The sequence below is a fragment of the Parafrankia irregularis genome (genome assembly GCF_001536285.1).
Classification (GTDB): Bacteria; Actinomycetota; Actinomycetes; order Frankiales; family Frankiaceae; genus Parafrankia; species Parafrankia irregularis.
In genome coordinates this window covers 279,330-291,627 of record NZ_FAOZ01000001.1, presented here as the reverse complement: position 1 = coordinate 291,627, position 12,298 = coordinate 279,330, and the positions used below count along the sequence as shown (strand labels likewise).

At 73.1% G+C, this 12,298-nt stretch carries 8 protein-coding genes; 4 read left to right on the top strand and 4 right to left on the bottom strand.

What is annotated here, in order from left to right:
• Positions 1 to 6 precede the first annotated feature (6 nt).
• Positions 7 to 1,893: an ABC transporter ATP-binding protein gene (locus AWX74_RS01210; protein ID WP_091270637.1), complete on the top strand. Its 1,887-nt coding sequence runs from the start codon at positions 7 to 9 to the stop codon at positions 1,891 to 1,893.
• 36 nt (positions 1,894 to 1,929) lie between these two features.
• On the opposite strand, the gene AWX74_RS01205 is transcribed toward AWX74_RS01210, so the two are convergent.
• On the bottom strand, positions 1,930 to 2,118 hold the full coding sequence (locus AWX74_RS01205) for a hypothetical protein (protein WP_091270636.1): 189 nt from the start codon (positions 2,116 to 2,118) through the stop codon (positions 1,930 to 1,932).
• 287 nt (positions 2,119 to 2,405) lie between these two features.
• On the opposite strand from AWX74_RS01205, the gene pyk reads away from it, so the two are divergent.
• Positions 2,406 to 3,821 (top strand): pyruvate kinase, encoded by a 1,416-nt coding sequence (pyk, locus tag AWX74_RS01200; RefSeq protein WP_076825605.1) that lies wholly within the window; start codon positions 2,406 to 2,408, stop codon positions 3,819 to 3,821.
• Positions 3,822 to 4,117: 296 nt separating this feature from the next.
• On the opposite strand, the gene AWX74_RS01195 is transcribed toward pyk, so the two are convergent.
• Positions 4,118 to 4,624, bottom strand: a complete 507-nt coding sequence (locus tag AWX74_RS01195; protein ID WP_006545339.1) for a pyridoxamine 5'-phosphate oxidase family protein — start codon at positions 4,622 to 4,624, stop codon at positions 4,118 to 4,120.
• Positions 4,625 to 7,517: 2,893 nt separating this feature from the next.
• On the opposite strand from AWX74_RS01195, the gene AWX74_RS01190 reads away from it, so the two are divergent.
• Together AWX74_RS01190 and AWX74_RS01185 are read left to right on the top strand one after the other, a co-directional pair.
• The gene (locus AWX74_RS01190) at positions 7,518 to 8,441 is read left to right on the top strand and encodes a hypothetical protein (RefSeq protein WP_165615421.1); all 924 of its coding nucleotides are present in this window, start codon (positions 7,518 to 7,520) and stop codon (positions 8,439 to 8,441) included.
• 220 nt (positions 8,442 to 8,661) lie between these two features.
• Positions 8,662 to 9,444, top strand: coding sequence for a hypothetical protein (locus AWX74_RS01185; RefSeq protein WP_091270631.1), 783 nt, complete (start codon positions 8,662 to 8,664; stop codon positions 9,442 to 9,444).
• Positions 9,445 to 9,840: 396 nt separating this feature from the next.
• Here the strand turns inward: AWX74_RS01185 and AWX74_RS01180 are convergent, their stop codons facing one another.
• Positions 9,841 to 10,482 carry a response regulator transcription factor gene (locus AWX74_RS01180; RefSeq protein WP_091270630.1) on the bottom strand — a complete coding sequence of 214 codons (642 nt, stop codon included), beginning with the start codon at positions 10,480 to 10,482 and terminating at the stop codon, positions 9,841 to 9,843.
• Between the two features lie 207 nt (positions 10,483 to 10,689).
• Complete coding sequence (locus AWX74_RS01175; protein ID WP_091270627.1) at positions 10,690 to 12,078, bottom strand: aminotransferase class V-fold PLP-dependent enzyme; 1,389 nt, start codon at positions 12,076 to 12,078, stop codon at positions 10,690 to 10,692.
• Positions 12,079 to 12,298 lie beyond the last annotated feature (220 nt).

The following is a 12,298-nucleotide window of genomic DNA, read 5'->3' as shown; positions in this document are numbered from 1 at the left end:
GGTCTGATGAGAACAGCTGCCGGCGACAACTGGTCCGTCCTGCGGTCCTACCAGCGTGATCGCTCCGTCGCCCGGGCCCGGCTGCGGCCCGGGACCATACGGCGTATCGGCGGGTTCGCCCGACCACATCGGCGGCAGCTCGCGGGCTTCGGCGTCCTCATCCTGATCGGCGCGGCGACCGGAGCCGTCACCCCACTGCTGCTCAAGGCGATCATCGATGACGGTGTCGTGCCCGGCCGGGCGGGGGTCGTTCAGACGCTCGCCGCCGTCGTCGCCGCCCTCGCGGTCGTCGAGGCGCTGCTCGCGCTGGCCCAGCGCTGGTTCAGCGCGCGAATCGGCGAGGGCCTGATCTACGAGCTGCGCTCCGCGGTCTTCGAGCACGTGCAGCGCCAGCCGCTCGCGTTCTTCACCCGTACCCAGACGGGGGCGCTGATCACCAGGCTCAACAACGACGTTCTCGGGGCTCAGGCGGCCTTCACGAACACACTCTCCGCCGTGCTCTCCAACGTCGCGTCGTTGGTCTTCGTACTGGCGGCGATGCTCAGCCTGTCCTGGCAGATCACGGTGGTCGCGCTCGTGCTGCTGCCGGTGTTCGTCGTCCCGGCGCGGATGCTCGCACCCCGGCTGGCCGCGCTGACCCGGGAGAGCTACGGGCTGAACGCGGACATGAACACGATGATGACGGAGCACTTCAACGTCGGTGGCGCCCTGCTGACGAAGCTTCACGGCGATCCCGCCCGGGAGGCCGCGACCTTCCGGCGGCGCGCGAGCCGGGTCCGTGACATCGGCGTCACCAAGGCCATGTACGGGCGGATCTTCTTCGTCTGCCTCACGCTGGTGGCCTCGCTCGCGACGGCGATCGTCTATGGCGTGGGCGGGACCCTCGCGGCGCGGGGAGGCCTGGAGGTCGGCACGATCGTCGCGCTGACGGCCTACCTGGCGCGTCTGTACGGCCCGCTGACCCAGCTCTCCAACGTGCACGTGGACGTGATGACGGCGCTGGTGTCCTTCGAGCGGGTCTTCGAGGTCCTCGACCTGCCCCCGGCCATCGCGGACGCGGAGAACGCCGTCGACCTGCCCGCAGGGCCGCTGTCCGTCGAGTTCGACCAGGTCGGCTTCCGGTATCCGGCTCCGGGAGAGGTGTCGCTTGCCTCGCTGGCCGCGACCACGGCGCTCGACGACGAGGTTCCCGAACCGGTGCTGCACGGCATCACGTTTCGGGTCACCCCCGGTGAGCTGGTCGCGCTCGTCGGCCCGTCAGGCGCGGGCAAGACGACCATCAGCCATCTTGTCGGACGGATCTACGACGCCACCGAGGGCACCGTCCGGGTGGGGGGTGTCGACGTCCGCGATGCCACCGGGAGATCGCTGCGGGCCAGGATCGGCGTCGTCACCCAGGACGCGCATCTGTTCCACGACTCCATCCGGGCGAACCTGCTGTTCGCGCGGCCGGAAGCCAGCGAGGAGCAGATGTGGGACGCCCTGGACGCGGCCCACATCGGCGAGTCGGTCCGGGCTCTGCCGGCTGGACTGGAGACGGTCGTCGGTGATCGTGGTTACCGGCTGTCGGGCGGTGAGAAACAGCGGCTCGCCATCGCGCGCCTGCTGCTCGCCGGCCCTTCGGTCGTCGTGCTCGACGAGGCCACCGCGCACCTCGACAGCGAGTCGGAGGCGGCCGTCCAGCGTGCGTTGAGCGCGGCGCTGGTCGGACGGACATCCCTGGTCATCGCCCACCGTCTCTCGACCGTCCGCGCGGCCGACCGAATCCTGGTGGTCGACCGCGGGCGGATCATCGAGAGTGGCACCCATGACGAACTGATCGCGGGTGGCGGTCTCTACGCCGAGCTCCACCACACGCAGTTCGCCGCGGGCCCGGCACCGGTCTCAGGCTGAGCGGTCTCAGGCTGAGCGGTCTCAGGCTGAGCGGTCTCAGGCGGCAGCGGGAACGGTGAGCACGTCACCACCGCCGTCGATGGTGGCCGTGCCGCTCACAGCCGCGGACGTGGTGCTCAGCGGCCCGGACCCGAGGGGGGTGGCCGTGTGCTCCGGGCCGTCGTGCGGGACGGCGATGTCGATGTCACCGGAGGCGCGTCGGTGAATTGCGGGATTGTTGGTCATAACCGGGCTCCAGGTTGGTTCGTCAGCGGCTACCCACCGCTGGGGCTGGACGTCCGGGATCGTTCGGCGCCGTTGCCAGCTTTCCCGTAACTGTCTGTCGCGTGCTCTTGCGGGCGGACCATGCGAAGGTACGCCTGTTGTGCCGTTGCGTGCACCAGGTATCAGGACGCACGGCGGGGAAACGGTCACAGAACCTCTTGGGACCATTGGGCGCCCAAGCGGCGGATCGAGGTGTGTCACCAGCCCCCAGTGGTCAATGAGGCCTCATCGTTACTTAGGCTTTGACCGTGCCACGAAGAGCCAAGATAGTTTGCACCCTCGGCCCGGCCACCAACTCGCCTGAGATGGTCCGGGCCCTCGTAGACGCCGGAATGGACATTGCCCGGCTCAACTTCTCGCATGGGACGCACGAGCAACACGCCGCCAGCTACAAGCTGGTTCGGGACGCCGCCGAGGCCGCCGGCCGCAATGTGGGCATCCTGGCGGACCTGCAGGGGCCCAAGATCCGCCTCGGCAAGTTCGCCGACGGTGGAGTGACCCTGCTGCCCGGTCAGCACTTCACCGTCACGATCCGCGACGTCCTGGGTGATCAGGAGCAGGTCGGCACCACCTACACCGGCCTGCCCCGGGACGTCGCCGCCGGTGACACGATCCTCGTCGACGACGGCCGGCTCAACCTGCGCATCGACGGTGTCGAGGACACCGACGTCCGGACCACCGTCGTGATCGGCGGCAAGGTCAGCGACCACAAGGGCATGAACATCCCGAGTGCGGCGCTGACGGTGCCGGCGCTGTCCGAGAAGGACGGCTCCGACCTGCGGTTCGCCCTCGAGCTCGGCGTCGACATGATCGCGTTGTCGTTCGTCCGGTCCGCCGAGGACTACCAGGCGGTCCGGACGATCATGGACGAGGTCGGCCTGCGGGTCCCCGTCCTGGCGAAGATCGAGAAGCCGCAGGCGGTCGACGAGCTGGAAGGCATCATCGAGGCCTTCGACGGCCTCATGATCGCCCGCGGTGACCTGGGCGTCGAGCTGCCACTCGAGGACGTCCCGCTGGTCCAGAAGCGCGCCGTCAGCCAGGCACGCGAGCGGGCGAAGCCGGTCATCGTCGCCACCCAGGTGCTCGAATCCATGGTCAGCGCCCCGCGCCCGACCCGGGCGGAGGCGAGTGACTGCGCCAACGCCGTGCTCGACGGTGCGGACGCGATCATGCTCTCGGCCGAGACGAGCGTCGGTTCGTATCCGGTCGAGGCCGCCGCCACCATGGGGCGGATCATCGAGGTCGCCGAGGCGGACCTGGCCCGGATCCCACCGCTGCGCACGCAGCCGCGGACACTGGGCGGTGCCATCGCCCAGGCGGCGGTCAGCGTCGGGGAGGCGGTGGGCGCCCGTTACCTGGTCGCCCACACCCTCAGCGGTGACACCGCTCGCCGGCTGATCCGTTACCGCAGCTCGGTCCCCGTGCTGGCCTTCTCACCGCTGCCCGCGGTGCGTAACCAGATGTCGCTGCTGTGGGGCGTCGAGACGATCATCGTGCCCTTCGCCGACAGCACGGACGAGATGGTCCGGCAGGTGGACACGGCGCTGCGCAAGAACGGCTATCTCCAGCCCGGTGAGCTGGTCGTGGTCGTCGCGGGCACCCCGCCCGGCGTCGCCGGTATGACCAATACGATGCGGGTGCACCGGATCGGTGAGGCGGTCTGACCGCCCGGCGGTGGTCCGGCCCGGGGCCGCGCCGGACCACCGCCACGGCCACCCGCACGACCGGTGCCGCCACGGCTGTCGCCACCACGATCGTGGTGGCGACAGCCGTGGCGGTGCTGACAGCGGCTGAGCCTGGGCCCGCCTCGCACCGCCCGGCGAAGCGGGACGAGCGTCTGGCGATCTGCAGCTTCGGCGGCGCGCACGACGAGAACTGTCCAGCGAGTAGGGCCTGCCAGGTAGCCGCGGTCTGAGGTGGACCGGGTCGGGGAAGGCCGGTGCCCGGGGCTGCGCGCGGGTCAGATCGTGGTGGCGAGCTCGATGACGCGCCGCGGGTCGTCCGGATGGTTGACCTCGTCGAACAGGATCCAGCGGTGAATCTGGATCTCGTACAGCCGGTGGGCGTTGGCGTCGGCCCTCATCAGCTCGCGGTTGGCCAGTTCACTGCCTGCCGGCCAGCGCCCGTGGTAGATCGGGAGCAGCGCGGGCGCGGATTCGTCCGGCACCTGCCGCGCCGTTCCCGCGAAGCTCACCCCCTGGACCTCCTGGCCCAGCCCGTCGAGCTCGATGGTGAGCACGGCGCCGGCCACCCGCCGGTCGGCCCGGATGTTCCGGCAGTGCGCGCGATCGGGACGGGAGATGAACAGGAGCCGGTCCGGATCGAACGAACTCGCGTACCAGAGGTTGCACACAACCGGCTCGCCGCTCTCCGCCAGCGTCGCGATCTGCATCACCTTTCCGTCGCGGACGTAGTTCCGGGTCAGGGTCAGGTCGGCGGAGACGGTGTCGGAGGTTGACGTTGACACAGGAATCCTCCCAATCGTCGGGTGTGGGCCCTGCAACGTGAACAGTGCCCCCGTCGGACTTCGGAAGTTTCGCCGACGGGGTAACCGGCTGGCCGCCGGATTCTGAAATTAGTCAGATCTTTGTTCTGTGGATGGCGAGGCGATATCGGCCCACAATAAAGGGCAACGTGTCGTTCGTCACACGGTTGCCTGATCCGTGTGTTCACTCCTCGCTTCTCGATGGGGCGGCACTCGCGGATCGAAGGCGGGAATCGGCGCGGCACCTCCGGGAGTGGCGGATGTCCGGCGGTACGGGCCGAACGTCCGTCACGTATCCGGAGCGCGCTGTGCGGGTATGGTAACCGCCGGTCTGATGGTAGTGCTCTGTGTAATTGGTCCTGTACTTCAGGCCGTTAGGGCTTGGTGGTCCTCGATTGCCGACCGGGCCGTCCGGTCCCGCCGGCCCTGCCCCTCGTGCCGGTCACCGAAGTCCCCGGAGGGCGCCCCGAGCTTCAGGCGCGCGGCGGATCTCGGGCTCGTCCGCCGATTCGCTGTGTCTGTTGGTCGTGACCCTGAGTGGGCCTGCTGGTCTACCGTGGCTGTCGGGCCGGGGCGGCGGGTTGGGGCTCCGCGGTGGGTGTCCGGGTAATTGGACGGTTTTGTCCGGCCCGCCTGCAGGCGGGCCGGACAGGCCGGATACCGTCGCCCGGGTTCTCCGGTTACCCGCGAGGACAGCCGGATGGAAGCGCCGCGCGTCAGGAGTGAGTGCATGGCCGACCAGGGCGACCGAGCGAAGCAGCCCCTGCCCGGCCCCGAGACGGGTGACCACGACGGTTCCGGCCGTCCAAGCCCGGCCGCTCCGCCTGAACCCGCAGCCACCGGCGGGCCCACGTCCACCGGCGGGCCGGCGTCCACCGGCCGGCCCACGCCCTCCGGCGGGAGCACACGAACGAACAGAGCCACCCCGGAAGGTGAGGCCGCCAGCACCGGAGGCGGTGAGCGCGGGGCGGCCCAGGGCGGTGCCACGGAACGGAAGACGTCCGGATCTGGGTCGCCGACGGGGAGATCCACCCCACCTGCGGCCCCCGCGGCCGCGGGGGCCGAAGGTGGCTCCGCTGCGTCAGGTGGCTCCAAAGCGCCGGGTTCCCCGGGAGCGCCGGCTGGCTCGGGAGCGCCGGGCTCCTCGGGAACATCGGGCGTCAGCCGGGTCGGTCCGGGAGCCGCCTCCGCGGCCGGTCGCCCGGTGGCGCCCACCAGGCCCGGTGTGCTTCCGCCGCCTCGCGGGCAGACGCGGGGCGGTACCCCGCCGCGCCCCGTCGGCCCCGCCGCGCCGCCTGGAACTCGCGCCGCGCCCGGAAGTGGCGCCCCTGCGGCCTCCACGGCCCCTGCGGGCGGAGATGGCCTGGCCGGGCCGACGCGTCCCGCCGCGCCCGGTCCGTCCGCGCCGGCTGGCCGCGTGCCACCACGTTCTCCTCAGCAGGTGCCGCCTCCTCAGGCGGCGCCCCCCGGTCAGGCCGGGGCGCCGCCTCGTTCGGCGGATCCGTCCAGGCCGGCTGGGCGTGCGCAGGGCAATCCTCCGGCCGCCCCCGCTGCGCCGGCTCGTCCCGCTGCACCCGCTCAGCCGGCCGCGCCGGCTCGTCCCGCTGCACCCGCTCAGCCGGCCGCGCCGGCTCGTCCTGCCGCACCCGCTCAGCCGGCCGCGCCCGCTCGTCCTGCCGCGCCCGAGGGCGTGGGGAAGCCGGGAGCATCGCCATCGGGCGCTTCGGCCGCACCCACCCGAGCCGCGGGTGCGAACAAACCGCCGGCGTCGGCGACGCCGCCCGACCGGCGGACCGCCGCACCGGCCTCACCTGGCGCGGCTGGCGGATCCGGGGCCTCGGGCGTGCGTCCTGCCGGTTCCAAGGGCGATACCGGGAAGCCGGCCGGGGCCGATCGACCGCCAGGGACACCGGTCGGCAGGGGGGCCGCCGCGCAGGCCCAGGTGAACAGGCCGTCGGAGGCGCCTGGCGCGGCCGACCGCGCCTCGTGGCCCTCGCCGCTGCGGCCGACACAGCGGGCCGCCGACGGAGGTCGGAGCGACTCGCTGCGCCCGGGGGCGGGCACAGGCTCCGCGGCCGCCCCTGAGCCGCCCGCCCGTTCCGGGCAGAGCATGCGGGACCCGGTGCGCCCGCCGCAGACCACGCAGACTCCGCCGGCAGGCGGGCGCACTCCCGGTGCGCCCGGTGCGCCCGGTGCGCCTGCGGCGCCCGCGGCGCCGACACCGGACCGGCCACCGGCGCGGTCCGCGGGCACGGGGCAGGGAGCCCGGCCTGCGCCAGGCGCGTCCTCGGCCGCCGGCCCGCAGGCGGGATCCGCCCCGATGGAGCCGGTCAGGCGCCCAGAGGGTGAGCGCGGCGACAGTTCGCGGCAGTCCCTTTTCGCACCCAGACCCCCGGCTGCCACCGCCCCTGCGGCGCCCACCGCACCGTCCAGGGGTGCCCGGCCCGAACCACCAGGCCACGCCGAGGCGTCACCCGGCAACCGTGCCTCCACCCCGGGTGGCGCAGCCGGTGCCAAGCCGGCGCCGGGTGCGCGGGCCGCGGCAGCGCCGCCGCGCGCGGCCTCGGGGCCGGCGCCGTCCGCGGGCTCACGCCCGCCTTCGGCGGCGCCCACGTCGTCCACCGGAACCGGCGCCCCACCGGTGCGGCCCGGACGGAGCGATGACCAGGCCGCGCGCCGCTCCTCCCCGGACGCGCGCCCGACGTGGTTCGAGCGCACCGGTACGGACACGCCCGGCGCGACAGGGGGTGCGGGTGCGGGTGCGGCACGTGATCGGCCGCCAGCGGCGTCGGGTGGCGGCAGGACGGCGCCCGCGGCGGAACCCGGACCGGCGCCGCTGCCCGGGGCCAGCGCGGTCGACCCTCCGACGATGCGGGTGGACCTGCGTCGCGTCAGTGCCCGCCGCCCGGATGCCACGCCCGCGGCTGTCGAGCCGGGTGCGGTCCCGGTACCCGAACAGCCCGGCATCGGCTCCAGCAGGGGTGGCGCCGGCAACGGGGGTGGGCGCGGCGCCGGCGAGACGGTTGCGGACGCGCCGCCCACGACCGGCGTTCCACGTGCCGTCGTCAGCCGGGACGCTGTTGCCCATTCGTGGCATCACACCGAGGCGACCGCGGCCGATCCCGTCCCGTCACGGCCCGTGGAGCAGCCGCGGACCGGGGAGCAGCCGCGGCCTGTGGAGCAGCCGCGGCCGGCGGTTCGGACGCGACCCGATCCGACCACGAAGACCCCCGACGCCTTCGATGATCCATCCGAGTCCGCCGAGGCGGAGCCGCGCTCCGAGCAGACCCGTCCGGGTCCGGCCCACGCCAGGACCTCGCCACCACCGTCCCGGCGGCGAGAAGGCGGCCTGTTGCTTCTCGCCGGTGGCGCGTCCGCGGTGGCGGCGTTTCTGCCGTGGAGCACCCTGACGGGCGGTGACGAGACGCGAACCTTCGACGGTGTGACGGCCGGTGATGGCCGGCTGTCCCTCGTCGCGGGGCTTGTGCTCATCGCTGTCGGTGTCAGCTGGCTGCGCGGCGCCGCGCGTCCGGGGACCGGACGTCCAGGGGCGGGATGGCTGGGCGACGGGAGTTCGGCCGGAACCGCGATGGCCCGGCTGGCGGCCCTGCTGATCGTCGCTGTGTCCGGTTTCGACCTGGCGTTCGGCCCGCCGCCGTTGGCGTCCTTCCGGGGGATTTCGGCCGATGTGTTCGAGCTCCGCCCGGAACTGGGCGTGGGTGTCACGCTGGTTGCCGGTCTTGTCGCACTGTTCGCGTCGACCCGCCGCGATCGAGGCGGGCGCGCGAAGCGTCGCTGACCACTCCTCCAACGCGCCGGGGACTGGTCGTGCCAGGTGGTACCACCATCGCGGATGGTGGCGCCGCTCGGCCGGTCGCGGCCGATCCAGGGTCGCGGCCCGCGGCCGATCCAGGGTCGCGCCCGGGTGCTCACCGCGCCGCGGGGGTGATTCGGGGTCGGGACCGGTTGAGATGGCCGCCTGGCGGGCACGCCGGTTCCGCGTCGATGGGGGAGGAACGGTGGGTGAGCAGCAGCAGGCGAGTCCCTGGGCCCGCCCGGCCGGGGCACAGCGGGTGGTCCCGATGGAGGCGGCTCAGGTGGGGGAGGCGACGGAGAGCGACGTTCGCCTGGCCGCCTGGCGGGCGGCGGCGGCCGCCACGGCCGATCCCCGGTGGGCGAGGAAACCTGGTGAGCCTGAGCTCTCGCTCCCTGAGTGGGAGTGGCAGTCGGCGGGCGATGACCACCGCCCCGGCGCTGCGCACGTTTCCGAAGGAGAGCGCGGAGCACCGGTTCGCGGTGCACGGGTGGGGGACGAGGCCGATCCGGCGCCGGCCCGGTCCGCTCACCGGGCGAGACACACCTTCGCGGCGCTGTGCCCGCCGCTGGTCGTTGTCGCCGGTGGTGCGGCGGTCATCGGCTCGACGATGACCTGGGCGACGGTGCGCGCGTTCGGCCTGATGGAGTTCGCCGTCCGGGGGACGGATCCGGACCAGCATGGCCACCTCACGATTCTGCTGGGCATCCTCGCGATGGCGGCGGGCCTGCTGCTGGCCGGGCGGCGGGTCGACTGGGGGCGGATGCTGGCCGCGGTCGCGGGTCTGATGCTGGCGGTCACCGCCGTCGTCGACGTGGCCCGGCTGCGCGCGGGCGGGGTGCTCGTCGGCTCGGGGATCGACGCCACCGTCGATCTGGGCCCGGGTCTGTTCGTGGTCGGTGCCAGCGGGGTGGTGCTGGTTCTCGCGGGGGTGTTGGTGCGTTACACGGCGCTGGTACGCAGGGCCGCCGCGCCGACGGACAGCTGACCGGCCGCGTGCGCGCAGGAGAACCCGGGGCCGCGCACCCGGGGTTGCCCCCACCCGTATGACCCCCGAACAGGGGTCCGGTGGGGGCCGGATTTGGGTCATGACGGCGTGGGGCTCATCGGGAAGACTTCGTATCAAGGCACACGGGTGACGGGGGAATCGGAGTTTCGGGCCTGGGGGGATCCGGGCTCTGGTCACACTCGTGGGCCTCGGGCGCGCACTCTGTCGGGCAGAGAGGGGCGCGAGGCATGCGCCGGACGCGGGGATCCGGCGTGCGCCAGGTGGTGGGCACCGGCCGCCCGAGCCGGTGCCCAGCACACATCCACCTGCATGTTCACACACCTGCACGTTCACACGCCGAGCCAGCGAGGTCGGCTGAGGCTGGGGGCTGGCTGGTCAGGTTCCGTCGAGGTGACCGTCCTCTACCGCGAGGCGGTAGAGATCGACCTTCGTGTCGGCGTGGCGCCCGGCCCGGCGATACTTCATCCGTACCCGGTCGATGTACTGCTTCGCGGTCTCCGGAGAGACGTCCATCTTGCGGGCGACGGTCTTGAGCGGCATCCCGGTGGCGTAGAGCCGGAGGGCCTCCAGCTCCTGCGGCGAGAGCTGCGGCCGATCGGGTGCCTTGTCGGTCAGCAGCATGAAGGCCAGCTGGGGCGAGACCCAGCCGTTGCCCTCACTGGCCGCGCGGATCGCCGTGCCCAGTTCCTCGACGTCGTCGGTCTTCGTCACGAAGCCGCACGCGCCGGCGCGCATGGCGGCGCGGACGCCGTCCGGATCGGCCAGCGCGCTGAAGACGATCACCGCGGCGCCAGCCTGGATGAGGCGCCGGATGTTGTCAGGTGCCTGCGACCCGTCGCCCAGATCGAGGTCGAGCAGGACGACGGCGGCGTCGCGGCCAGTGCCCGCCAGCAGCGCGCGGATCGACGTCGCCGTTGCCACGAGCTCCAGGCCCTCGACGCCCGCGAGGACGTCGGCGAGGCCGCGCAGCACGATGGGGTGATCGTCGACCGCCGCGACGGGGATGATCGTGCTCACCGCGCCGCCGTTTCCTGCTTCGCCGCTCTGTGGATCACGATCCCTCCATGGTTCTACCCGATCGCGGCATTAGGCATGACGTGTCCCGCCCCCCCACAGAGGTCCGCCACCGGACACCATGTCCGTAGGGAAGTCATTTCAGCAGATCTCCGCGGGATGCCACCAACAGGTTCCTGGGCGCCATCGCTGCCGAGACGGTTTGAAATGCTACGGGGAGATTTGTCGCACGGAGGTTGTCTCCGGGGTGGCTTCCTGGTCATCGTCCGGGCGGCCCCACCGGTCGAGCGCCTCGGCGAGCTGATCGATCTCGGCGGGGATGGTGTCGACGTGGGCACTGATCCGCAGCACGGGCCCGGTCAGCTCCGGCGCCCGGCCGACCGGGATCGGGCTGGTCAGAATCCGTGCCCGGCGGTACAGAGCCTGCGAGGTGGCGAGTGGGTCCGCGTGCGGCGGCGGCCGCAGCGTGACGATCCCGCAGGGGGAGTCGGCCTCCTCCCCGAGCCGCCAGCCGGCGACCCCGTCCAGTGCCCGGCGTGCGTGCCGGGCGAGCGCGGCGATCCGGGTGCGCATCGCCGAGAGGTCCTCGGCGAACAACTCCGAGAGCGCGGTGGCCAGCCCGACCCGGCTCGCCACCGAGGCCTCCCCCACCGAGAGCCTCGCCATGCCCGCCAACGGACGTCCGGCTGCCCCGGCTGACTCGGGACGCCCGCCGGGATCCCACAGGCCCACCGGATGCGCGGAGTACAGGCTGGGGGCACCGACGCCCAGCAGCTCGACGACCTCGGGTCGCACCGCGACGAAGCCCGCGCCGCGCGGGCCGCACAGCCATTTGCGCGAGGTGCCGGTCCAGGCTGACGCCGCGATCCCGGTGACGTCGACCTGGCCGAGTGACTGCGCGACGTCGAGAACCAGATCGACTCCGGCCGCCTCGCAGCGGGCTGCCACCTCCGCCGCCGGCTGGACCACCCCACGCTGGCTGGGAACCTGCGGGAACGTCACCAGGGCAAGATCCTCGAGGCCGGCACCGCCGCGACCGCCGGCACCGCCGGCACCGCCGCCCGGCGGGTGCAGCCCGGCGCGGTCGAGCCGGCCGAGGTCGATCCGCCCCAGCTCGTCGACTGGCAGCTCGAGCAGTTCCAGCCCGTCCCGAGCCGCCCGGGACGCGAGCAGCAACAGGTTGGCGCCGTAGTCACCGGGCACGACCCCGATCCGTGATCCGGGCGGCAGCGGCCACGCGGCGAGCAGCGCCCCGAAACCCGTCGTGGCCGAATACTGGAAGGCCACATCGTCGGCAGTGAGCCCGGGCCCCAGCAGCGCGGCGAGCCGGCCACGTGCCTCCGCCAGGGCCTCGGCGGCCTCCATCTCTGCGACATACGCGCCGACCAGGCCCTCCCGGCGCAGATGGTCCACCTGGGCGGTGATCGTGGCGATGCTCGGCCGGCTGGCCGCCGCCGCATCCAGGTGGACGACGCCGTCCTGCGCCCGGGCGGCGCGCCATCGCCGGCCGAGCTCTGCCTGCGGCACCAGCGGCGTCGCGCGGTCCGGCCGGCCGGTCGGGGCTGCCGCGACGTCCGGTTCGGGTGGCGTCTGATCCACCCCGTCAGTCTCGCAGCCGTCCGGGTGGCCGCAAAGCCCCGTCGTCGGCGTTGTCCACGGCGGCAGGTGGGCGTGCCGCCCAGGTCGCCCGGGGCGACGCCGCGGGCGAATCGGAGCCCGGAGCTTCGTTATTCTGCGCGGATGTCTGTCTGCGTCCGGCCCGGATCGCCGTACCGCCTCGGGGCGGAGACCACCACGCCGCCGGCGGGGCCCCTCGGGC